Annotated in this window: 24 protein-coding genes; 3 read left to right on the top strand and 21 right to left on the bottom strand. The window is 46.3% G+C overall.

Annotated elements, in window-relative coordinates; translation table 11 throughout:
* Positions 1-58: 58 nt before the first annotated feature.
* From rny to F461_RS0104215, 17 genes are all read right to left on the bottom strand, one after another.
* Positions 59-1,618: a ribonuclease Y gene (rny, locus tag F461_RS0104295; protein ID WP_019999924.1), complete on the bottom strand. Its 1,560-nt coding sequence runs from the start codon at positions 1,616-1,618 to the stop codon at positions 59-61.
* Positions 1,619-1,790: 172 nt separating this feature from the next.
* Entirely contained in the window at positions 1,791-2,078 is a 288-nt protein-coding gene (locus F461_RS0104290) for a cell division protein ZapA (RefSeq protein ID WP_019999923.1), read from the bottom strand.
* A gap of 6 nt (positions 2,079-2,084) precedes the next feature.
* Positions 2,085-2,321: a cell division protein ZapB gene (locus F461_RS0104285; protein WP_019999922.1), complete on the bottom strand. Its 237-nt coding sequence runs from the start codon at positions 2,319-2,321 to the stop codon at positions 2,085-2,087.
* 37 nt (positions 2,322-2,358) lie between these two features.
* On the bottom strand, positions 2,359-3,732 hold the full coding sequence (glmU, locus tag F461_RS0104280; RefSeq protein WP_019999921.1) for a bifunctional UDP-N-acetylglucosamine diphosphorylase/glucosamine-1-phosphate N-acetyltransferase GlmU: 1,374 nt from the start codon (positions 3,730-3,732) through the stop codon (positions 2,359-2,361).
* Positions 3,733-3,967: 235 nt separating this feature from the next.
* Positions 3,968-4,372 (bottom strand): F0F1 ATP synthase subunit epsilon, encoded by a 405-nt coding sequence (locus tag F461_RS0104275; RefSeq protein ID WP_019999920.1) that lies wholly within the window; start codon positions 4,370-4,372, stop codon positions 3,968-3,970.
* Positions 4,373-4,392: 20 nt separating this feature from the next.
* Positions 4,393-5,802, bottom strand: a complete 1,410-nt coding sequence (gene atpD, locus F461_RS0104270; RefSeq protein ID WP_019999919.1) for a F0F1 ATP synthase subunit beta — start codon at positions 5,800-5,802, stop codon at positions 4,393-4,395.
* A 19-nt stretch (positions 5,803-5,821) separates the two neighbouring features.
* A complete protein-coding gene (locus F461_RS0104265) occupies positions 5,822-6,709 on the bottom strand; it encodes a F0F1 ATP synthase subunit gamma (protein ID WP_019999918.1) in 888 nt (295 codons plus the stop codon).
* Positions 6,710-6,725: 16 nt separating this feature from the next.
* Entirely contained in the window at positions 6,726-8,234 is a 1,509-nt protein-coding gene (gene atpA, locus F461_RS0104260) for a F0F1 ATP synthase subunit alpha (RefSeq protein WP_019999917.1), read from the bottom strand.
* A 4-nt stretch (positions 8,235-8,238) separates the two neighbouring features.
* Positions 8,239-8,790, bottom strand: coding sequence for an ATP synthase F1 subunit delta (gene atpH / locus F461_RS0104255; RefSeq protein WP_019999916.1), 552 nt, complete (start codon positions 8,788-8,790; stop codon positions 8,239-8,241).
* Positions 8,787-9,350 carry a F0F1 ATP synthase subunit B gene (locus F461_RS0104250; protein ID WP_019999915.1) on the bottom strand — a complete coding sequence of 188 codons (564 nt, stop codon included), beginning with the start codon at positions 9,348-9,350 and terminating at the stop codon, positions 8,787-8,789. Before F461_RS0104250 ends, atpH begins: the two co-directional genes overlap by 4 nt.
* Positions 9,351-9,378: 28 nt before the next feature.
* The gene (locus tag F461_RS0104245; RefSeq protein WP_019999914.1) at positions 9,379-9,795 is read right to left on the bottom strand and encodes a F0F1 ATP synthase subunit B; all 417 of its coding nucleotides are present in this window, start codon (positions 9,793-9,795) and stop codon (positions 9,379-9,381) included.
* 363 nt (positions 9,796-10,158) lie between these two features.
* Entirely contained in the window at positions 10,159-10,518 is a 360-nt protein-coding gene (locus F461_RS0104240; RefSeq protein ID WP_019999913.1) for a bactofilin family protein, read from the bottom strand.
* Between the two features lie 53 nt (positions 10,519-10,571).
* Positions 10,572-11,687 carry a rod shape-determining protein RodA gene (rodA, locus tag F461_RS0104235; RefSeq protein WP_019999912.1) on the bottom strand — a complete coding sequence of 372 codons (1,116 nt, stop codon included), beginning with the start codon at positions 11,685-11,687 and terminating at the stop codon, positions 10,572-10,574.
* Positions 11,684-13,480 carry a penicillin-binding protein 2 gene (gene mrdA, locus F461_RS0104230; protein ID WP_019999911.1) on the bottom strand — a complete coding sequence of 599 codons (1,797 nt, stop codon included), beginning with the start codon at positions 13,478-13,480 and terminating at the stop codon, positions 11,684-11,686. The genes rodA and mrdA overlap by 4 nt, the downstream gene beginning before the upstream one ends.
* Positions 13,464-13,952, bottom strand: coding sequence for a hypothetical protein (locus tag F461_RS0104225; protein WP_019999910.1), 489 nt, complete (start codon positions 13,950-13,952; stop codon positions 13,464-13,466). The genes mrdA and F461_RS0104225 overlap by 17 nt, the downstream gene beginning before the upstream one ends.
* Positions 13,953-13,978: 26 nt before the next feature.
* Positions 13,979-14,800, bottom strand: a complete 822-nt coding sequence (gene mreC / locus F461_RS17055) for a rod shape-determining protein MreC (protein ID WP_019999909.1) — start codon at positions 14,798-14,800, stop codon at positions 13,979-13,981.
* Between the two features lie 73 nt (positions 14,801-14,873).
* A complete protein-coding gene (locus tag F461_RS0104215) occupies positions 14,874-15,914 on the bottom strand; it encodes a rod shape-determining protein (protein WP_019999908.1) in 1,041 nt (346 codons plus the stop codon).
* Positions 15,915-16,001: 87 nt separating this feature from the next.
* Here F461_RS0104215 and mnmL point away from each other — a divergent pair, with 87 nt between their 5' ends.
* From mnmL to F461_RS0104200, 3 genes are all read left to right on the top strand, one after another.
* Entirely contained in the window at positions 16,002-17,024 is a 1,023-nt protein-coding gene (gene mnmL / locus F461_RS0104210) for a tRNA modification radical SAM protein MnmL/YtqA (protein WP_019999907.1), read from the top strand.
* A gap of 40 nt (positions 17,025-17,064) precedes the next feature.
* A complete protein-coding gene (locus F461_RS0104205) occupies positions 17,065-17,547 on the top strand; it encodes a methylated-DNA--[protein]-cysteine S-methyltransferase (RefSeq protein ID WP_019999906.1) in 483 nt (160 codons plus the stop codon).
* A gap of 92 nt (positions 17,548-17,639) precedes the next feature.
* Complete coding sequence (locus F461_RS0104200) at positions 17,640-17,993, top strand: hypothetical protein (protein WP_019999905.1); 354 nt, start codon at positions 17,640-17,642, stop codon at positions 17,991-17,993.
* Here F461_RS0104200 and zupT read toward each other — a convergent pair.
* The 4 genes from zupT to F461_RS0104180 form a co-directional block, all read right to left on the bottom strand.
* A complete protein-coding gene (gene zupT, locus F461_RS0104195; RefSeq protein WP_019999904.1) occupies positions 17,971-18,807 on the bottom strand; it encodes a zinc transporter ZupT in 837 nt (278 codons plus the stop codon). The two genes, F461_RS0104200 and zupT, sit on opposite strands and share 23 nt — an antisense overlap.
* Positions 18,808-18,932: 125 nt before the next feature.
* Complete coding sequence (locus tag F461_RS0104190) at positions 18,933-19,259, bottom strand: hypothetical protein (protein WP_019999903.1); 327 nt, start codon at positions 19,257-19,259, stop codon at positions 18,933-18,935.
* A 43-nt stretch (positions 19,260-19,302) separates the two neighbouring features.
* The gene (locus F461_RS18505; RefSeq protein ID WP_019999902.1) at positions 19,303-20,445 is read right to left on the bottom strand and encodes a GGDEF domain-containing protein; all 1,143 of its coding nucleotides are present in this window, start codon (positions 20,443-20,445) and stop codon (positions 19,303-19,305) included.
* 178 nt (positions 20,446-20,623) lie between these two features.
* Positions 20,624-21,823: an aminopeptidase gene (locus tag F461_RS0104180; RefSeq protein WP_019999901.1), complete on the bottom strand. Its 1,200-nt coding sequence runs from the start codon at positions 21,821-21,823 to the stop codon at positions 20,624-20,626.
* Between the last annotated feature and the right edge of the window lie 30 nt (positions 21,824-21,853).

Below are 21,853 nucleotides of genomic sequence, written 5' to 3'. Positions count from 1 at the left end.
GTATAAAAAAAGACCGCACAATGTGCGGTCTTTCTTGCATTCACAAAAGAATTTTTTGCTATTTTGCAAAGCCTACTGCGCGACGTTCGCGAATTACAGTAACGCGAATCTGACCCGGGTAGGTAAGATTATTTTCAATCTTATCAGCAATCTCTTTACAGAGCAGGTAGGTTGAATCGTCATCAACGTTGTCGGAATTAACCATAACGCGGATTTCGCGACCAGCCTGAATAGCGTATGCTTTGGCTACGCCGTCAAATGCTGTTGCAATGCCTTCAAGTTCTTCAAGGCGTTTAACATAGTTCTCAAGGAGTTCTTTACGAGCTCCTGGACGAGCACCGGACAGAGAATCCGCAGCTTGAACGAGAACTGCAAGAGCAGTGGTTGGCGGGGTATCTTCATGGTGCGCTGCAATTGCATGCACAATGTCTTTAGCCTCACCGTATTTTTTAGCCAGATCAGCACCGATAAGTGCGTGCGGGCCTTCAACTTCATGGTCAACAGCTTTACCAAGGTCATGCAGTAAGCCTGCACGCTTAGCCTTTTTAATATCAAGGCCAAGTTCAGCAGCCATCATGCCACAGAGAGAAGAGACTTCCAGAGAGTGTTGCAACACGTTTTGGGAGAAACTTGTGCGGTATTTAAGCTGACCGAGGAACTTGATAAGCTCTGGATGGATACCGTGAACACCAGCGTCGAAAGTAGCCTGCTCACCTACTTCACGAAGCTGAACTTCCAGCTCTTCCTGCACCTTGCGTACAACATCTTCGATGCGTGCTGGGTGGATACGGCCGTCACTGATAAGACGTTCGAGCGCCATTTTCGCAATCTGGCGACGCAGCGGGCTGTATGCAGAGAGGATGACTGTTTCTGGGGTATCATCAATAATGAGATCAACACCGGTGGCTGCTTCGATAGCGCGAATGTTACGCCCTTCACGGCCAATGATGCGTCCTTTCATATCTTCGCTTGGCAGGGTTACTGCGGTGACAGTTTGTTCACCAACATAGTCACCTGCGTAGCGCTGGATAGCAGTAGCAATAATATGCTGAGATTTGCGGTTAGCAGTCTCTTTTGCTTCCATTTCAATCTGGCGAACCATTTTAGCGGCTTCGTGCTTAGTGCGTGCTTCCACTTCGTTGAAGAGGCGTTCTTTTGCTTCTTCGATGGTAAGTCCAGATACTTCTTGTAATTTCAATTCCTGCTCATCAAGTTTGGAGTCGAGCAGGGCAATTTTGTCTTCGATTTTACGTTCTTTGCGGGTGAGGTCTTTTTCCAGAGAAAGCAATTCCTGCTCTTTCTGGTTAGCCTGTTCGCGTTTACGTTCTACACGTTCACTGAGTTCCTGAATTTTACGGTCGCGAGCTTTGGTTTCATTCTCACGGTCTTTAAAATCACGGTCAATTTCACGTTTTTGTTTATAGATCTCGTCCTGACCCTGAAGAATGATTTCTTTCTTTTGAGCCTGTGCTTCCTTGCGAGCCTCTTCAATGATGCGTGTGGATAGTTCCTTCGCGTCACCCAATCGCTTAGAGGAAACAACTTTATGCAGTGCGTATCCGGAGCCAGCTCCAATAACAGCACCAACAAGGACGAGTCCGAATGAGATCAGACTCATACCTTTTCTCCCGTTATTACACACAGATTTGCTGAATCTGCGATGTGTAGTAGTTTAGAGCACAAATGTGCCTTTATATATAAAGTGAGAGTGAAAAAAGCCCCGACTGTCTGCATTGTAGTAATACAGTATGGTCTACTACAAGCAGGAACATATGCCAATTTAAGGCAGCTTATTCCTGCGATGCTGCGTCATTATCTGCGCAGCTTTCCACTCTCGTTGCTAATCGTTCTAATCGTTGTTCAAGCGCCAGCAGCTTGTCTGATGTTTGTAAATAATCATCTGCAAGTCCTAAAACAAGGAAGGTGAGCAACTTTTCCTTGCTTATCGGCATACCCGGACTGTAGAGCGCGCTATAGCGATCTTCTACAAGAATTTTAGCTCGTTCAACAGTGTCATGATCTGTTTCGGATTTGAAAGAGACCTCAGTGCCGAGTATCTTCAGAGTGAAGCTGCGCATAGCGTATTACATTGAGTCTGTAGAGTTTGAAAGCCTGGACAGCAGACCGTCAATGCGGCCCATAACTGCATCTTTCGTGGAACGTTCACGTTCCAGCTCTTCCTTCAAAGTGCGGTTCTCTTCTTCGAGCACAGAAAGACTTACTTCAACTTCTTCTTTAAGCTGAATGTTTTCATTCTTAAGGGTCTCAACTTCTTCAAGAAGAGATTCCAATCTTTGTTCTAAACGGTCTATAAGTTCCATAAGCTTTAACTATCCTTTTTGGTACCAGAAATCAATACTAGCATTTTTTGGGCAAGTTTTTTTGCCTGCTGCGAGCAACAGCAACAGAGTTTTCAGGAATATCTTTAGTTATAACGGAGCCGGCTCCCACAAGGGAATTTTTTCCTACACAAACCGGAGCAACCAGCGAGGTGTTTGAGCCAATGAAGGCGTAATCTTCGATGGTTGTTTTGTGCTTGTTCACACCGTCGTAGTTACAAGTAATTGTACCTGCGCCAATGTTAACACCAGTACCTACTTCGGTGTCACCAAGGTAAGTGAAGTGGTTTGCTTTGGAGCCTACTCCCAATACGGATTTTTTCATTTCTACAAAGTTGCCAACTTTGGCACCTTGTTCCATGACAGCACCCGGGCGAAGTCGTGCGTAAGGACCTGCTGAGCAGTCTTTACCGACAGTTGCGCCATCAAGGTGACTAAATGGATGAATAACACATCCTTCCGCTAAATTGGAATCTTTAATCCAAGTGTTAGAATAAATTTCAGCACCGCGTGATACATGGGTTTTTCCATAAATTTCACACGGTCCATGCAGCACTGCTCCCGGCTCAAGTGTTACCCTTGGGCCAAGACGCACGTATTCCGGCGCATGGATGGTAACACCTTGATCCAGCCATTCCATAACGAGATTGGCACGGAGTAGAGACTCAGAACGTACGAGTTCTGCAGGATTGTTAATACCGAGCAGATGCGGGTCGTTCCCACAGTCTACACCGGTAACGGTCAATTGTTGTTCAACCGCAAATCCTATCAGATCTGTGATATAATATTCACCGCTCTTGTTCTCATTGCTGAGCCGCTTGAGGAGTGGTGTAACACTTGCAATATTGAGCAGGTAGATGCCTGCGTTAATTTCTCGGGGTTCCGGACCATGCAGGCCTTCGTCGTAGTCTTTTGCTTCGATGATAGCTGCTACATCTCCAAGATGACGCACAACGCGGCCGAACGAGCCGGGGTGTGGAAGGGTAAGGGTCATGAAACCAATATCAGCGTTACTGGTAAGAGACTCTTTCAAAAAATTGATGAGCCGGGGCTGCGGTAATAACGGAGTGTCACCATTAATAACGAGAACATGAGTAAGACCGGACTCTACGAGTTCGTCCCATGCTGTCTGTAATGCGTGTCCTGTACCGAGCTGTTCGGTTTGATGAATAAAGTTACGGTCTTCGCCTGCGAATGCTTGTTCGACCATTTCTGCTTTATGGCCGATAACAGTCCAGATGCCTTCGCCGAAGAGCGGATCTAATGCGGTATATACATAACGGAGCATTGGTGCACCTAAAAGTTCCTGTAGAACTTTAGGTTTGTCAGAATGCATGCGGGTACCTTTACCTGCAGCAAGCACAAGCGCTCCGATTGTTTCTCTGGCAGACATTTTTACTCCTGAGATAACATGGTAACAAGTACTTCTAACGCCTATGTAGTACGTGTGGGAGCAGGGATTTGTCTAGTAGAAACGTACAATAGATGCTGATAAGAACGAGGGCAAGAGGCGTAGGCAGGAGCGTTTTGAGGATGTTTTTTATGGCGCAGTAAGATGAAATGGTTGGTAACAAAAAAAACAGGCTGTCCGAAAACAGCCTGTTTTTAATATTGCGATCGTCTGAATATTATTCAGAATCAAGCAGTTTGAGGCGATGAAGTGAACGAGCAAGAGCTGCTCGGGCGCGAGCGTAATCAACAGAGTCCATTTCCATGGACATGCGTTGTTCAGCACGCTCTTTAGCCTGACGCGCACGGTCAAGATCGATATCTTCAGCACGCTCAGCAGCCTCAGCAAGGATGGTTACCTTGTTCTCGGAGACTTCTGCAAAACCGCCGGAGATAAACACGTAGCGTGTCTGTCCACCAACGTTATAGTGCAGAGGCCCGATTTGCAGGGCAGCAAGGAACGGGATGTGGTTTGGTAAGATACCAAATTCACCGTTGATTCCAGGTGCGCCTACATAGTCCACATCTTCACTAAGTACGAGCCGATCTGGCGTAACAATCTCGAGACGAAGTGTAATTTCCATAAGTCAGCTCCTTTTAGGGATTAAGCCTGCTGACCCTGGTTGTACTTCTCGATAGCCATTTCGATGCCGCCGACCATGTAGAAGTCGTTTTCGGCCATGTGGTCGTAGTCACCGTCAAGAATGCCTCTAAAGCCTTTGATGGTGTCTTCAAGTTTAACATATTCACCAGGGGTACCGGTAAATACTTCCGCTACGTGGAACGGCTGGGAAAGGAAACGCTGAATACGACGAGCGCGTGCTACAACGAGCTGGTCTTCATCAGAGAGTTCGTCCATACCGAGAATTGCGATGATGTCCTGAAGATCTTTGTACTTCTGGAGAATCATCTGCACTTCACGAGCGATTGCGTAGTGTTCTTCACCTACAACGTTCGGGTCAAGAATACGGGAGGTAGAGTCAAGTGGATCTACCGCTGGGTAAATACCCAGTTCCGCAATCTGACGGGAAAGTACGAGAGTACCGTCAAGGTGAGAGAATGTGGTTGCCGGAGCAGGGTCAGTCAAGTCATCAGCAGGTACGTATACAGCCTGAACAGAGGTAATAGAACCTTTGGTTGTGGATGTAATACGTTCCTGGAGGCCACCAAGGTCAGTACCGAGAGTAGGCTGGTAACCTACCGCAGATGGCATACGACCGAGGAGTGCAGATACTTCGGAACCAGCCTGAGTAAAGCGGAAGATGTTGTCAACGAAGAGAAGCACGTCCTGGTTCTCTTCATCACGGTAGTATTCCGCACAGGTAAGAGCAGTAAGCGCAACACGTGCACGTGCCCCTGGAGGTTCGTTCATCTGACCATATACGAGGGCGGCTTTCTCAAGAACGCCCGCGTCTTTCATTTCATGGTAAAGGTCGTTACCTTCACGGGTACGTTCACCTACACCAGCGAATACGGAGATACCACCGTGCTGCTTTGCGATGTTGTTAATCATTTCCATGAGGATAACTGTTTTACCTACACCCGCACCACCGAAGAGACCCATTTTACCACCCTTAGGGAATGGAATGAGAAGGTCTACAACTTTAATGCCGGTTTCAAGAACTTCAACGTTAGTGTCCTGCTCGGTGAAAGACGGAGCAGGGCGGTGAATAGGCATACGCTTTTTAGCGTCAATAGGGCCCATTTCATCCACTGGTACACCAACAACGTTCATGATGCGACCAAGGGAAGCATCACCAACTGGTACAGTAATAGCTGCGCCAGTATCAGTTGCTTCCATACCACGAACAAGACCTTCGGTAGCGTCCATCGCAATGGTACGAACTACGTTGTCGCCAAGATGCTGTGCTACTTCACAGATGAGCACAGGGGCGTCGGTGTTATTCGGGTTATCAATTTTAACAGCATTCAGAATATTCGGCAGGTTGCCATCGGCAAACTCGATATCAACAACCGCGCCGATAACCTGAACGATTTTACCTACGTTAGCCATAGCTTATTCGCTCCCTTACTTATCCTTTCAGCGCTTCAGCGCCACCGACAATATCCATTAGGTCACTGGTAATGGCAGCCTGACGGGTCTTGTTGTAGATAAGTGTCAGGTTGTCGACCATTTCGTCACAGTTCTTTGTGGCATTATCCATAGCTGCCATACGAGCTGCATGCTCAGATGCAGAAGTGTCAAGCAGACCACGGTAAATCTGGACCTTAATAAAGCGGGGCAGAAGCTCTGCAAGGAGACCTTCTACGGCTGGTTCGTAAATAAACTCTTTTTTCACACCATAGGTATCATCTTCTTCAACCTCAGGTGCATGTTCAGAGGACATAGGGAGAATCTGTTGTTCAACAGGAATCTGTTTCCCCATGCTTACGAATTCGCCATAAATGAGTACAACTTCATCAAATTCACCGGTGAGGTAGGAATGGATAACTTCCATTCCCAGCTCGTTAGCAAGAGAGAAATCAAAATTGCCCATCACATCCGGGTAGCCTTTTACAAGGTCAAACTCAGATTTGTGTGCAAAATCGCGTCCTTTCTTACCTACGCAGTAGAATTTAACTTCTTTACCTTCTGCGGTCTTTGCTTTGGCAAGCTTGTTAGCCTTAGAAATAAGGCCAGCATTAAAGCTGCCGCAGAGTCCGCGGTCGGAAGTTGCGAGCACAATCGCACAAGTTTTGATTTCCTCACGGACTTCAAGCAGTGGATGTGCATTCTCGTCTGCCTTGCTGGCAAGATCACCCAGCATCTCGTAGAATTTTTCCGCATAAGGGCGGAAGCGTTCGATACGAGACTGGGCACCACGCAGTTTTGCAGAAGCAACCATGTTCATTGCTTTTGTAATCTGCTTGGTTTTCTTAACCCCAGCAATCTGTAGTTGGACATCTTTCAATGAAGGCATAAACTACCTCCAATCCTTAAGCGCTAAAGCTTTTTTTGAACTCGTCGATAGCGGCTTTCAGGCGGCCTTCAATATCGTCGTCAATGACTGCACGATCTTTGAGGTCAGCAAGAATGTCGGACTTGGAAGAACGCAGGAAGTCAAGCAAGCCGGATTCGAATTCACGAATCTTGTCAACTTCAACGTCATCCATGAAACCACGAGTAGCAGCATACATAGACGAAATCTGTTCGCAGAATTCCATTGGCTCGTACTGAGGCTGTTTGAGCAGCTCAACGAGACGGGCACCACGATTCAGTTTAGCCTGTGTTGCTTTATCAAGGTCAGAACCGAACTGAGCAAACGCTGCGAGTTCACGGTACTGAGCAAGATCAAGACGCATTGTACCTGCAACCTGCTTCATAGCCTTAATCTGAGCAGCACCACCAACACGGGATACGGAAAGACCTACGTTAATCGCAGGGCGGATACCAGCGTTGAAGAGGTTTGGCTCAAGGTAAACCTGACCGTCAGTAATGGAAATTACGTTGGTAGGAATGTATGCAGATACGTCGCCAGCCTGAGTTTCAATGATAGGCAGAGCAGTCATTGAACCAGCACCGAGATTGTCGTTAACTTTAGCTGCACGCTCAAGAAGTCTGGAGTGCAGGTAGAATACGTCACCCGGGAACGCTTCACGTCCTGGAGGGCGACGGAGCAAGAGAGACATCTGGCGGTACGCAGTAGCCTGTTTGGACAGATCATCGTAAACGATGAGTGCGTGCTTGCCGTTGTCACGGTAGTGCTCAGCCATGGTACAGCCGGTGTATGCAGAAATAAACTGCAATGGTGCCGGCTCAGAAGCGGTAGCAGAGATGATGGTTGTGTATTCCATCGCGCCGTGCTTCTTAAGGGTATCTGCTACAAGAGCAACGGTAGATTTTTTCTGACCGATAGCTACGTAGAAGCAGTGAATGTCAGTATTTTTCTGTGCAAGAATAGCGTCGAGACATACAGCTGTTTTACCAACCTGACGGTCACCGATAACCAGTTCACGCTGACCACGACCTACTGGGGTCATTGCGTCAATAGCTTTAATACCGGTAGGCATTGGCTCGTGAACGGATTTACGTGCAATGATACCAGGAGCTTTAAGTTCAACAGGACGAACCTGAGGAGCTTCAACTGGACCAAGACCGTCAATTGGCTGACCAAGTGGGTTCAATACACGACCCATAACTTCGTCACCAACCGGTACGGAGAAGATCTGACCAGTACGTTTTACTGTGTCGCCTTCTTTTACACCTGTGTCGTCGCCAAGAAGAGCAACACCAACGTTGTCTTCTTCGAGGTTAAGAACCATGCCCATAAGGCCGCCTGGGAATTCCAGCAGCTCCATGGCCATAGCATTACGTACACCGTATACACGAGCGATACCGTCACCAACATACAGTACAGTACCGGTTTCGCTCATTTCTACACGCTGTTCGTAATTCTCGATCTGGCTTTCAATAATTTGGGAGATTTCTTCTGCTTTAATCTGCATGGCCCTACTCACCCCTCTTGATGTTTTCTTTCAAGATACCCAGCTGTGCTCTTAGGCTAGCGTCGAGTACCTTGTCGCCTACTTTCAGAACGACGCCGCCAAGAATGGATTCGTCGGTGCTAAAAGACAGGAACAGCTTCTGGCCAGCCTGTTTTTCCAATTGGGATTTTACTTTATCGCACTTGGCCTTAGGAAGTTTAATTGCGGTAACAAGTTCACCGCGAACAATTCCCTGGTCGGCATCAAGCAGAACATTGTAAAAGGCTTGAATTTCCGGAATGGCAGTAAGACGATCTTTATCCGCGAGCAAATTGCAGAAGTTGCGGAAAATAACGCTTACCTGTCCTTTATCCAGTAAGGCAGTGATAACTGCTTTTTTCTCATCAATAGAGATGATTGGATTCCGGAATATTTTACCAAGCTCAGGTGTGCCCTTGATCACTCCAGCCAGTGCATCAAGCTCCTTGCCGAAGGCTTTGAGCTCTTCAGAGCCGGCCTTCTTGCCAAGAGAAAATAGCGCCCTGGCGTATCTTCTTGCTATGATGTTACCGGTCAACTGAGCACCACCTTAGTTAAGTATTTATCGATGAGTGTTTCGTGACCTTTTTTGTCGAGCTTTTTAGCAATCATCTGCTCTGCAGCTTCGGCAACTAAATCGGCCATTTCTTCACGCATCTGCTCCATCGCCTGCTTTACTTCGTTTTCAGCTGCTTTGCCTGCTTGTTCCGTAATCTGGATAGCGGACTTCTCAGCGCGCTCAATGATAGCAGCTTTAGCTGCTTCACCCTGTTTACGGTATTCATCAAGAATGCTTTGGGCTTCTGCATCCATATTGGCAATGCGCTGTTCTACATCAGCTAGCTTGGCTTTTGCATCTGCTTTGCGGGTTTCAAGAGAAATCAACTCTTCTTCAATGCCGCTTGCGCGACCATTAAAGAAGGCTTTTATCTTGCTTCCACCTGCGTACCAGATGACGCCGAGTACGACTGCGAGGGTAATTACGCGGTATGCGAAGTTATCCCACGGTAAGCCATGTTCGCCGGTGTTTGCAAACGCTGCACCTGCCATAAGCAGTACCAGCGCAGATGCACCGACTATAGTTCTCAGCTTCTTCAAAGCGAACCCTCCTTCAACGCTTTCGCGGCTATCCGAGTACTTTGGCTATGGTTTTTTCTGCGAGGGCGCCCACTTGCCCTTTTAGACTATCCATTGCTTTTGCTACATCGGTAGCGACTTTCTCTCTGGATGCAGCGATAGATGCCTGGGCGTCTGCGGTTGCCTTGGCTACAATACCTGCTTCCTGAGCGAGAGCGGTCTCTTTCACTTTTTCGCGTTCAACAACAGCTGTTTTGCGCGCTTCAGCGAGAGCGTTCTCGTAGTTCTTGATCTTGGAGTCAGAGGCTTCGACGAACTGTTCGGCGTCGCCAAGCAACCCTAACACTTTGTCCTGGCGTTGCTTGATAATCTCCCGGATGGGGCGGATCAGGAGTGCGTTCAAGCCAACCAGCACGATGAGGAAGTTCACCAATTGGATAAGTAACGTAATATCCAAATCGATCATGCCTGCTCCCTTGGTGAGGTTGTGAATTTAAGCTCAAAGTCGTTTTCCGAATTAGCTGATTCACTATGTTGTGTCAAAACCTTTTTTAAAAAAAAGGGTTACTGTGTAAATAAACAGTCGCGCGGGAAAGCTTGATAATCGTGCGTTAATGAGAAAAACAATCGTGCAGTAGCAGCGTTTAATCAGCGTAACTATATGAGTTTGATGAGTTACGCAGATGCGCATTATTGCACAAGGAGAAATGAAGAAATATATAAAGGTTATAAAAAGTTGCGAAAGAGTTTTTTTATAAAATGTAACCGTAAACAAAAAAACCGCCTTTCGGCGGTCTTTCGTTTACAACTTTTTAAGAAGAATAAGGGATTACGCAGCGGGCTCAGAAATGATAGTTTCTGAAGCACCGTTCATGGAGATTTGACCTTCCACTTTTGCACCTTCTTCCATAATAAGAGCAGGGGTGTGAAGGGTGCCTACGAGGTTAGCTGTTTTGTGCAGCACGACACGGTCTGTGGCGTAGACGTCCCCTGTGATGTTTCCAGAAAGAATCATCTGGCTTACACGGATCTGGCCTTTCATTTTGGCATCTTTACCTACAACCAGAGTGCCCTCTGAGAACACTTCGCCGGTAAAGTTACCGTCGATGCGTACTGAACCCTGAAAGTTTAGTTTGCCTTCGTAAATGGTTCCAGACCCTAAAAAGGCGTTGATTTCGTCTTTAGCCATTGGAGACTCCTTTTCTACTCACGCACGTTGCGTATCAAAAATCATATAACAGGTTAATCTGTTTTGAAAACAAATCGTCGCATCGAGACATTCAATACAAGGCCGATAAGGCACAGGTTTACCACTGTAGCACTACCGCCGTAGCTGATAAAAGGTAGTGGAATACCAACTACCGGCATAAGCCCCATTACCATTCCCATGTTGATAAGGAACTGCCAGAAGAAGTAAAAGAAAACGCCGGCGGATAAAAAAGAACCGAAACGGTCTTTTGCATCTCTGCTGGTGGTAAAGATAGCCAGTAAAAAGAGGCAGAATAGAGACAGCAGTAAAAGACAGCCAATAAATCCCCATTCTTCCCCGAATACAGCAATAGCAAAATCCGTATGCTTTTCCGGTAAAAAACGCAACTGCGACTGAGTGCCGCCAAGGAAGCCTTTCCCAGTAATTTGGCCGGAACCAATAGCAATTTGGGACTGGATAATTTGGTAGCCCGCTCCCAGAGGATCATCTCCCGGATTCAAAAATGTGAGCACGCGTTGGCGCTGGTAGTCCAGCATACAGAGCCAGCCTACAGGAACAAGCGACGGGATTAGAATCGCGCATGTTTTAAAAACACGGCGTGTCAGGCCTCGGTATAGAATGATTCCACCAACATTTAAAAGCATGTTCAGTGTTGTACCAAGATCCGGCTGTATTAAAATGAGGGCAGCCGGAATGGAGCAGATCCCTAGCATAATGAAGAGTTCTTTCCAGTCCAGAGGATGTGAAGAACGGGCAAGAAGCCGTGCTGTGATGACAATGGTGGAAATTTTCGCCAGTTCACTCGGTTGAAAGTTAAAAAAACCTAAATCAAGCCAGCGGCGTGCACCATAGATGGTTTTACCTGCGATGGGTACCAGAATGAGTGTGATGATGGTTATGATGAAAATAGGCCATGCCAGGCTCTTTAAATGACGATAATCGATGAGTATGGATAAGATAAGGATACCGAAGCCTATGATGCCCCATACAAGTTGCTTCTGGTAATACGCTGTAACAGCCATACCTTCCTGAGACATAAACGCACTTGCGGAGTAAAGGTTCAAGACTCCAATGCCGAATAAGAGAATTGTTATAAGAAGCAATCCCCAGTTCATGTGTGTAAGCAGGCGTCTGTCAAATGCAATCATTTGTCATTCTCATAAATGTAATTCAAGATATTGCGCATAATCGGACCGGCAGTAGAAGAACCACCGCCTCCGTGTTCAACCATGGTAACAACAACGTATTTTTTCCCATTGAACTTTGACCATGCTGCCATCCATGCATGGTCTCGCTGCCAATACTCAAGATCTTTGTTTTTCAGGCGGTTGTCATTGGCATCAAGTTTAAGCTTTGTAACCTGAGCCGTCCCTGTTTTGCCGCCAACAATTGCACGCTTCGTACGCAGAATGCGTGCTGTTCCGTGTTTGGCTTCTACCGTTTTCTGCATTGCTTTAACAATGAATTCTCGTTGATCTTTAGATAGAGGTGATATCCCTCGGACTGTTTTGGGAGTACCTTTGAAGAGGTTCGGCTTAAGCAGTTCCCCTTTTTCATTAAGCAGTGAAGATATAAAGACGGCAATCTGGACAGGGGTAACTAACGTAAATCCTTGACCAATAGATGTGATAACCGTTTCGCCGCCTTGCCACGGCTGATTGAAACGCTTGCGTTTCCACGCTTTGGACGGGACAAGACCGGAGCGTTCGTGCGGCAGGTCAATGCCGGTTTGTGAACCAAATCCGTTTTTACGGGCGAAGGCCTCGATCTTATCAATGCCGATGCGCTGACCCATTTCATAAAAATATACATCGCATGAGTGTATCAGTGCTTCGGTTAAATTTTCCTGGCCATGTCCCCATTTTTTCCAACAACGGAATGTATGGTTGCCCAGCTTGTATTTGCCGTTGCAGTTGATAGTTTCATTAGGGTCAATGCCTTCCTGCAGGTACAGGCCTGCCATGAGCAGCTTCCAGATGGATGCAGGAGGGTAAACGGATTGGATAACCCGGTTTTGAAGTGGGAATTGAGGGTTGTCACGCAGCTCTCCCCATTCTTTGTGACTCAGGCCGCGTGTGAATGCGTTGGGGTCATAACTTGGTGCGGTGACAAGCGCATACAATTCTCCAGTATCCGGGTTCATTACCACGATACAACCAGCCTGATCTTTTAATTCGTTAGCCGCCATGCGTTGCAGGCCAAGGTCAATAGACAGGGTAACGGATGAACCGGCTGACGGCTCTTCCAGTGTTTGCGAGTTGTATTCGCGACCGGATATGTCAACTTCCATTTGCCGCAAGCCCTTAGTGCCTCTCAGCGTATTTTCCTCGATGAGCTCAAGGCCTTGTTTGCCTATGGTATCACCAAGGTCCAACGCTTTATTTGCTTCCAGTTCTTTTTCGTTAGCTTCAGAAACATAGCCAAGGATATGCGCAAAGAGTTCACCTTCGGGGTAATACCGCTGAGGTCGAGTCATGACCTCCAGGCCTGGCCAGTCTAAGGAGTTTGCTTCTATGGTGGCTAGCTGGGAAAAATTAATGGTAGGAACAAGCAAAAGGGGTTCAAACGCTTTGGTGCGCCAGCGACCTTTCTTATACCGTTTTTCAATATTTTCCAGAGGGACGCCTGTCCACAGGCTAATCTGCTTCAATGTTGTGTCGATGTCTTTTACGTCTTCACGAACAATGCCAAGACCATACGCTGGGCGGTTTTCTGCAAGTAATTCGCCGCCGCGGGCACGCAACAAACCTCGAGGGGCATAAATTTGTGCCTGTCGAATCCGGTTGTCACGGGACTTTTTTGCAAAGTCTTCGCCATGGTGAATTTGAAGATACCAGAATCTAAGCAGAAATATGAGAAAAAGCAGAAGCACAAGCCCCTGCAACAACCATAATCCTGTTTTGGGAGGTTGGTAGCCTTCTGGATCAAGTTGCATTGACATTACGCAGGAATCCTTGCCGTAGTGAGTACAGGAAAAGCCATACTAGAGGAATAATGCCGGCCAGCAGACAGCTGTCGGCGACTAAGAGTTGAAAATTAACTTGGAATGATTGTAAGTTTGCCATCAGCAAGGTAAGCCCGACATTCCAGACTCCGAGTGCACATGATACCAGTACAATGAAGAAGAAGTTGTTCGCATCGAACATCCATCGACCATAGTACATAAGCAGCAGTGCGGAGCAATACCAGAGTGTAGAAGAGCCAAAGGCAATGGCACCGGTACCTTCTTGAATGAGGGCGAACATCGTCACGAGCCAGAAGGTTTGGCGGGGATTTTCTTCCTGCATAGAGCAGATAACCGCAGGCATGAAAAAATCCACACCTGCGATTGTAAACTGCATCCAGATAGCTGCGACTGTATAGCCGAGCCACCAGAAGATATTTTTAAAGAGGGGGTGCCTACTTTTTCGCATAACCTTTTCCGCGTATGAAACTCGCGCTAGTGAGTGGCATTCTGTTCAACTTTTTTTGAAGAGTTTTTTTCTTCAGATAAAGACGTTGCTTCGCTCTCTGCAGTTACAGGGGGCGCCTGTAGCAAAATGATTTCTTCAAGGTTGCTCAAACCGGCAAGCGGTTTAGCCTTTACCGTTTTAAAAAGCGAAATATCTGAATGCGTAATGGATACGATTTTAGCAATAGGCAAACCCTTAGGGTATGCACCTGCAAGACCGGACGTTACAAGTAGTTCCCCTTCTTCAAGCTCAGCGTTGATAGGAACATATTTAAGTTGCAGTTCGTCGCGGGATCCAGAGCCCACAAGCAGGCCTCTAGTTCTGTTGTGACTGCTGATAACAGCAATGCGGCTGTTAAGGTCAGTAAGCAGCAGAGCAGAGGATGTAGTAGGGCCAGCTTTAACAATACGGCCTACAACACCTTCATGAGTGACGACAGGTGTGTTTTTTTCTGCGCCATTCATGTAGCCTTTATCAAGGATTATAGAGTCCAGTTCTGCCTGAACTCCGATTCGGTACGAAAGCACACGAGCAGCCACTCTGTCCCACATAGGAGGTGGAGAGAGGTGCATAAGTGCTCTAAGTCGTTTTAACTCGGCAACATTTTCTCTGGCGTCAGCAAGCTCAAAACTCAGGTTTTTTACTTGCGTCAACAGTCGGGCGTTTTCTTGCTGTACATCTTGCAGGTAGATATATTCATTCCACAGGTCTGTAGCATTGTGTACAACCCATTTCCCGGGCTTTAACACAGCACCGGTGAACTCTAACCCTGTATTGGCAGCAAATCGATCTACTGCACCGGAACGCATGTTCCATGAGAGTAACAGCAGGTACAGAAGAAGAGCGGCGAACAGAAAAATGAGGATGCGTTTCAGTGAAGAGTTAATCGACCGTTACCTCCTTCAAAATGTCCAAGTTATCAAGAGCCTTGCCTGTGCCCATTACAACTGTGGAGAGCGGGTCATCCACTACGGTAATAGGCAGGGAAGTTTCTTCGCGAAGAAGCTGGTCAAGGCCTTTAAGCAGCGCACCGCCGCCAGTAAGAACAATGCCGCGGTCTACGATGTCAGCTGCAAGTTCCGGAGGAGTCTGTTCCAGTGCAATGCGCACAGCCTGTACAATGGAATCAACCTGTTCTGCAATAGCCTTACGGATTTCTTCAGAAGTAATAGTTATGTGTTGCGGGATACCTGTTACAAGGTCGCGACCTTTTACTTCCAGAGTTTCTTCCGCCGGCATCGCGTATGCAGAAGCAATTTTAATTTTGATGTCTTCTGCAGTCGCTTCACCAATGAGCATGCTGTATTTGCGTTTAACGTGTGTCATAATGGCTTCGTCCATTTTGTCACCGCCAACGCGTACAGATTTGGAATAAACAACACCGGAAAGGGAGATTACTGCAACTTCCGTGGTGCCGCCACCGATGTCTACTACCATGTTGGAGGTAGGCTCCTGAATCGGGAGATTAGCTCCAATTGCAGCTGCCATTGGTTCCTCAATAAGGTATACTTCACGGGCACCGGCACTTTGTGCAGATTCTTTAACTGCGCGTTTTTCAACCTGAGTAATACCGGTCGGTACGCAGATAATAATTCTCGGGCGTACAAGGCGACGAGAATTGTGGACTTTGGTGATGAAATGACGGAGCATAGCTTCCGTAATTTCAAAATCTGCGATAACGCCGTCTTTCATAGGACGAATCGCTTGAATGTTACCCGGGGTACGTCCAAGCATGCGCTTGGCATCCTGCCCGACAGCAAGTACAACGCTGCCGCCGCGGTTGTCTTTTTTAACAGCAACTACGGAAGGCTCGCGCAGTACAATGCCTTGCCCTTTTACGTAAACGCAGGTGTTTGCGGTACCAAGGTCAATAGCAAGGTCGTTGGAAAACATTCCAAGAAGAAAATTTAATGCGTTGGCCATATGCTCTCGCTTGCTTTGGTCAATCAGATGTGTCTTGTTACATCGTAACCTGTTGAAAACTTGTAAATTAGAGAATAATTCAGAAATATGAATAGATATCTCCAATTGGCAACTTACTTTCGCTACCGTTTTGGTGAACGTGTACAAAAAATCCCTCTGGATGCCGGGGCGACTTGTCCTAATCGAGACGGTACTCTTTCCCGTTCCGGTTGCATCTTCTGCAATCCTTCTGGTTCGGGGTCTGGAATGGGTCTCCAGGGGATGAATTTGAATGATCAGTGGGATTCCTGGTATAATAAATATACACGCTCCCAAAACGCGAAATTGTTTATAGCCTATTTGCAGTCTTTTTCCAATACTTATGGGCCTGCTGAAAAACTCTCTAAAAATCTTACTTCTATCGCATCCTTACAGGGTGTTATGGGCGTGTCTATCGGCACTCGTCCTGATTGTGTTGATGAAGAAAAATTGGATATCATCGCAAAGCAGGATTTAGATGAAATATGGCTTGAACTGGGGCTTCAGTCCGCACATGATCGTACATTGTCACTCATAAATCGCGGGCATACCTACGAAGATTTTGTTCACGCTGTCACTCTTGCAGCAGAACGGGGTATTAAGGTCTGTGCGCATTTAATTGCAGGGTTACCGGACGAAACAACAGAAGATTTTTTGCGTACAGTGGAGATGGTGAGTGCGCTTCCTGTACGTGGTATAAAATTTCATAGCTTGTACGTGGCAGATAATACAGTGCTGGCAAAAATGTGGCGGAGTGGTGAATATTTTCCAATGACCGAGGAAGAATTTATCGATGCCATAGTTCGTGCTGTACCTAAAGTTCCCAGCACCGTTGTTATCCAGAGGCTTACAGGTGACGCTTGGGTAGGAGAGTTGCTTGCTCCGCACTGGGGAATTTCTAAGCGTGCGTTGGTGGATAAAATTATGGCTGAACTCGTAGAACAAGATGTGTGGCAAGGGAAAGAAGTAGACGCTCCGCAACATGTTCCGTTGTGGTTCACGATTAGAGAGAATTTGCCGAGGCGTCTGCGTGAGCAATGGGACATCGAGTATGATGCTGTTGCTGAAAAGATGGGCTTTTTGGAGCGATAACCTTTTGCAGCAATACGTACATTGTAGCGCGTGAGTGAATATGTTTTTACCAGAAATTGAACAAATCGTAGGTACTAGACTTCGCCTTATTCTTAACTGGCAGGAAGGAAAGCTGGTTGAGCTGTCTCTCTTATGGGCAAATGGAGAAAACTCAACTGAAGAGTTGTCAGATATTGGGAAGCAATTGCGCGATTGTCTGTTGCGTTATGAATTAGGCGAGCATGTTCAGTGGCCTGATCTTCCATTTGCCCTCGAAAAAATGACGCCGTTTGGTCAGAATGTTCTGACTGCTTTGATGCAGGTGCCATATGGAGAAACGGTTTCTTACGGTGAACTCGCAGCTCTTGCGGGAAGTCCCAACGCAGCGCGTGGGGTTGGGCAGGTGATGGCGCGAAACCGCTGGCCGTTGATTATTCCGTGTCACCGTGTTGTGGCTGCATCAGGGCTCGGCGGCTTTTCTGGTCAGGGGGTAAGTATGAAGCGTTACTTGCTTGGTATTGAAGGCGTATTGTCACGTACGTAGTATATGACGTTGGGGGCTTTGCAGAGTTCTTTTCTGGGGAAAATAGACCCCATTTCGGTGCGTTGTAGAAGTCATGTTGTTGGAGAAATGTAATGACAAGTAAACAGACTTCAATTGATTCTGTATTGAAGCGTATGAAGAAGCTGAACGTTGGGCAGTGTGTAGATATGCGCTCGTTCAAGCGTAATCGTTCTGTCGTAATTGTATGTTGTGGCGAAGATTCTTTTCGTGTTGTTGAAGATGGTTTTTATCAGGAAGTTTGGGACAATCAGAATACAGAACAGGTTAAACGTCTGTTGAAAACTCTGTTAAAAAAAGAGTTTCCCCGTTCTAATAAAATTCGTCTGTATACGCTTGATTCCTATGAAGATGCAAACGTGAACCGCATGGCGCATGGTGCAGGACGGTATGGTGAGACTCTCCCTACAAAAAAAGTAGCAGGCTAATTGCCATAACAGCCATACCGGCTACCAGTCCATATATGGACAGGTGGTGCTCACCGTACGCCTGTGCGGTTGGAAGTAATTCATCCAGAGAGATGAATACCATGATTCCTGCAACGCTGGCGAAGACAATGCCGAAAACTGTTGGTGAGAGGAAGGGCATAAGCAACAGATAACCGATGATTGCGCCAACCGGTTCGGCCAGACCGGAAAGGAAGGACAGAGTAAAAGCTTTGCCTCTGCTCTCTGTTGCATAGTAGATAGGAACCGAAACAGCGATTCCTTCTGGGATATTGTGGATTGCTATAGCTACAGCAATGGCAAACCCGAGGTTAGGGTCGGATAGTGCTGCTGTAAACGTTGCAAGCCCTTCCGGAAAATTGTGAATACCGATTGCAAGCGCTGTAAAAACACCCATTCTAAGCAATTTTCTATCTTTTTGCTCTGGTGTTTCTCTTTTTATTATTACTTCGAGAGAGTCAATTTCTTCAACGTTATGGATCTCATGCGGGTTTTCTTCAGCTGGGACTAACCTGTCGATAATACCAATGAAAAGCATACCGCCAAAGAACGCGGCAACAGTTGCCCACATGCCATATACTTCGCCGAGTTCAGACTGCAGTTCTACCTTTGCCTTCACGAATATCTCTATGAACGACACATAAAGCATTACTCCGGCTGAAAATCCTAATGCGACAGAAAGGAACCCTGTGTTTGTTCTTTTTGTGAAAAAGGCAAGCATAGAGCCGATGCCTGTTGCCAGACCGGCGAAAAGAGTGAGGCCAAATGCAAAGAATATTGTTGCGGAATCGTGCATGGACTTCCTTACGTGTGAAGGGGGGAGAATCTCTGTAAGGGGAAATTATACCAAATTAAAACAAAATTGGTTGTATAGAACTGCATGAAAAAAAACGCTATTAAGTTTAGCGTATTTTTTATGCGTTAATGTCCGGAATGATCCATAACATGGTTTAAATCGGCAGTGTTTTGCGTAATAAGCCCGCCTTCTATCCAGAATCGAGTTAAGCTCCATTCATCAACGTCAATGTAGTCAATGCGTCCGGTACAGTCGTTAGTGAGGTGTGGTTTGATGGCAGCAATGAATTCATTCATCATAAAGTAAATGCCTTCAAAGCTGATCGTGAAGAATGTACCGTCCAGTTCAACAGCATCTTCGTTCTGTTCTTGTACCATTTCCAGCGCAGCTGCGTAGAGTTCTGGACTAGCATTTGAAATGCTTCCATAAACTTTGATAAGAATGTGTTCCATAGGGAGGATGGTGCCCTCTTTGTTGTTGACGGGCAAGAAAAAATTACACGGCATCAAGCGATTGGCTATTGTTTTGAATATCTGTGGCCACAACAAAACAGTTTCGTCCATGATGTTTCGCTTCATACAACGCCATGTCCGCTTTGTTGTAGAGTGTACCGGAAGTATCATTTGGAACGTATTCTGAAATACCTATGCTGATTGTTACATTGGGGCTGATCGGGGAAGCAGGATGGTAGATCATCTGATTTGCAAGGGTTTCCTGTATCTTATCCGCAATGGTTGTAGCTTGATACTGATCACAGGAGGGGAGGATTAAAGCAAACTCTTCACCACCGATGCGGGCTGCGGTGTCGATTGCACGACGTGCATGGTTGGACAAAACTTTTGCAATAGCTTTAATGCAGCGATCACCGGCCTGATGACCGAGGTGGTCGTTGTATTGCTTGAAGTAGTCAACATCAATGAGCAACAGGGTGAGCGGCTTGCCAAAGCGTTGTGCGACTTCTAATGCTTGCTCCAGTGCTTCGTTGTACCCTTTGCGGTTTGCAATTTTGGTGAGCTCATCTATCCGGACCATGGCTTCAAGCTTTTCAGTGAGGATTTCGTTTTCAACAAATTTTTCCATGCAGAAAGAAAGCCAGTATCGAAGAGTGTACAGACTTGCGAGCATGAGCGCAGGGAATTTGAGTATCGAAAGCAGCAGACCAAGATGTGTCTTGTCGCTGAACCCGACAATCAGGTAAATGTAGGCAGCAAGCATTGTAGGAAAGGCTGTTAGCAACAAGGCCGGGCGCGCATACCATCCTATGACAAGTGAAAAAGCACCGATAACAATTCCACGTGAGGCCGGCTCAGGCTGGTTCCAGAAATAAACGGTGTTTACTGTGGAAATAGCCCAGAAAAGACCAATGCAAAATGCAGAGATGATCCAGCTATGGTGCGATGCACGTTTGCTTTTGAATGCAAATTTAATGCATATTGCACTGATGATAAGGAAGGCTGTGTGGATAGTATTGCATGCAATACCTAATGGTGTAAGAAGATTAAAGCCTAGAAAAAGATAGTAAGCGTTTAATACTTGCAGAATACATGAAGAAAAAAGAATCCAGTAAGTACCCACTTTCAAATTTTTGTGATAGATAATTTCTTTGAGGTCTTCTGTGCTTACTGTACTGGTTTCCATGCCTCCCCCCTACCTTCATTATTTTTAGAGTGATTCTAAAAATGAAGTGGGCGCATTACAAAAATGTGCGCCCACAAAATAGTATGTCTGCTTATTTAGTATGGTAGGTGATGAATTGAAGTCAATATAAAATGATAAGTACAAGCGTTGTGTACAACAGGATGCTTTAAATAAGCTTTTATAGCGAGAACTTACCATTTTCATAAATTGTTTTCCGTTCACCGTTTGGAAGTTGCGCTACAACTCTTTTTTCTTCTGTATTAACTAAGTCCCAATGCAGTGAGGATGAGTTGAATCCAAGATTTTTACGTGTATCTTCTGTTAATTGTTCTGCATGGCCGCTAAACGTGTTCGCATAAGAATTACCTAACGCAATATGCATAGAGCCGTTTTCTCCACCATGGTTTTCATCGTATAGAGTGTTGGCCATAAATTTGGAGATGGGAGAAAAGCGTTTGTCTACCAGTGCAAATTCACCAACTAATGCAGCACCGGGGTCTTGATTAAGCTGTTGCTCAACAAATGCCTGATTGTGATCTGCTGTGACTTTAGTGACACGCCCATCCTTAAATATTAACTGAATATCCCCAATAATGTTTCCGGAACGGAACGTCGGTAGCGTGGATTTATAGACACCATTTGTGTGGCGCATGTCCGGCGAAACATACAGTTCGAATGAAGGAATGTTGCGGCCCGTGAAACCTACCCATTTGCGGTGTTGACCTATTCGGACATTCAGATCGACCGAAGCCGATTCAACGTGCATTGCACAATCCCCGAAACTGTCCAGCCATTCAGTGAGTTCATCAACTTTTTTGGCAAATTGACGCCATTGGACTGTGGGTTCAGGTTTATTAAGGTAACATGCCATTTCAATCTGCCGTGCATATTCCTCAAGAGTAATACCTGCCTGTGCAGCTAACGCCTGTGTAGGATACATGCATAATGTCCAGCTGAATGCCCCCATGTCTTCACGGGTTTGCATAATACCGCGTAACGGTTGTTGCGCTTTGCTATACATAGCGATGAGTTCTGGATCGATATTTGACAAATGCGCGAGTGAAGCAGGAGCGTAAATGGAAATTGATCCATTAAGATGGTTATATAAGTCGCGCTGCCCCGGGAAGATTGTAGTGAGGCGTTTATTGTTTGCTTTGGTGTATCTGTCCACCTGCATACGGGGAGTTTCATTCATTCTGGGGATAGGAATCATTCCTTTGTCGTGAAGCAGTGAGCAGACCTCTTCTGCTAGAGAGAGCCCGTCAATGTCATAATTTACCAGAATAAAATCACTTTTTTTATATGGTGAAGTCCGGGCTCTTGAGAGTGCCCAGAAAAGTACTTCGGCGTAGCGTTCTAGTGTGGGAGTATCGTACATATATTCTCCTTTCAGATCTAAGCAGATAAC

The sequence above is a fragment of the Halodesulfovibrio aestuarii DSM 17919 = ATCC 29578 genome (assembly GCF_000384815.1).
Classification (GTDB): Bacteria; Desulfobacterota; Desulfovibrionia; order Desulfovibrionales; family Desulfovibrionaceae; genus Halodesulfovibrio; species Halodesulfovibrio aestuarii.
This window is presented reverse-complemented; position numbering and strand designations above follow the sequence as displayed.

Bases quoted from the DNA above. Each gene is read 5' to 3' on its own strand.
- rny (WP_019999924.1), bottom strand. From the start codon at position 1,618: ATGAGTCTGATCTCATTCGGACTCGTCCTTGTTGGTGCTGTTATTGGA.
- F461_RS0104290 (WP_019999923.1), bottom strand. From the start codon at position 2,078: ATGCGCAGCTTCACTCTGAAGATACTCGGCACTGAGGTCTCTTTCAAA.
- F461_RS0104285 (WP_019999922.1), bottom strand. From the start codon at position 2,321: ATGGAACTTATAGACCGTTTAGAACAAAGATTGGAATCTCTTCTTGAA.
- glmU (WP_019999921.1), bottom strand. From the start codon at position 3,732: ATGTCTGCCAGAGAAACAATCGGAGCGCTTGTGCTTGCTGCAGGTAAA.
- F461_RS0104275 (WP_019999920.1), bottom strand. From the start codon at position 4,372: ATGGAAATTACACTTCGTCTCGAGATTGTTACGCCAGATCGGCTCGTA.
- atpD (WP_019999919.1), bottom strand. From the start codon at position 5,802: ATGGCTAACGTAGGTAAAATCGTTCAGGTTATCGGCGCGGTTGTTGAT.
- F461_RS0104265 (WP_019999918.1), bottom strand. From the start codon at position 6,709: ATGCCTTCATTGAAAGATGTCCAACTACAGATTGCTGGGGTTAAGAAA.
- atpA (WP_019999917.1), bottom strand. From the start codon at position 8,234: ATGCAGATTAAAGCAGAAGAAATCTCCCAAATTATTGAAAGCCAGATC.
- F461_RS0104245 (WP_019999914.1), bottom strand. From the start codon at position 9,795: ATGATCGATTTGGATATTACGTTACTTATCCAATTGGTGAACTTCCTC.
- F461_RS0104240 (WP_019999913.1), bottom strand. From the start codon at position 10,518: ATGGCTAAAGACGAAATCAACGCCTTTTTAGGGTCTGGAACCATTTAC.
- rodA (WP_019999912.1), bottom strand. From the start codon at position 11,687: ATGATTGCATTTGACAGACGCCTGCTTACACACATGAACTGGGGATTG.
- mrdA (WP_019999911.1), bottom strand. From the start codon at position 13,480: ATGTCAATGCAACTTGATCCAGAAGGCTACCAACCTCCCAAAACAGGA.
- F461_RS0104225 (WP_019999910.1), bottom strand. From the start codon at position 13,952: ATGCGAAAAAGTAGGCACCCCCTCTTTAAAAATATCTTCTGGTGGCTC.
- mreC (WP_019999909.1), bottom strand. From the start codon at position 14,800: ATGCGTTCCGGTGCAGTAGATCGATTTGCTGCCAATACAGGGTTAGAG.
- F461_RS0104215 (WP_019999908.1), bottom strand. From the start codon at position 15,914: ATGGCCAACGCATTAAATTTTCTTCTTGGAATGTTTTCCAACGACCTT.
- mnmL (WP_019999907.1), top strand. From the start codon at position 16,002: ATGAATAGATATCTCCAATTGGCAACTTACTTTCGCTACCGTTTTGGT.
- F461_RS0104205 (WP_019999906.1), top strand. From the start codon at position 17,065: ATGTTTTTACCAGAAATTGAACAAATCGTAGGTACTAGACTTCGCCTT.
- F461_RS0104200 (WP_019999905.1), top strand. From the start codon at position 17,640: ATGACAAGTAAACAGACTTCAATTGATTCTGTATTGAAGCGTATGAAG.
- zupT (WP_019999904.1), bottom strand. From the start codon at position 18,807: ATGCACGATTCCGCAACAATATTCTTTGCATTTGGCCTCACTCTTTTC.
- F461_RS0104190 (WP_019999903.1), bottom strand. From the start codon at position 19,259: ATGGAACACATTCTTATCAAAGTTTATGGAAGCATTTCAAATGCTAGT.
- F461_RS18505 (WP_019999902.1), bottom strand. From the start codon at position 20,445: ATGGAAACCAGTACAGTAAGCACAGAAGACCTCAAAGAAATTATCTAT.
- F461_RS0104180 (WP_019999901.1), bottom strand. From the start codon at position 21,823: ATGTACGATACTCCCACACTAGAACGCTACGCCGAAGTACTTTTCTGG.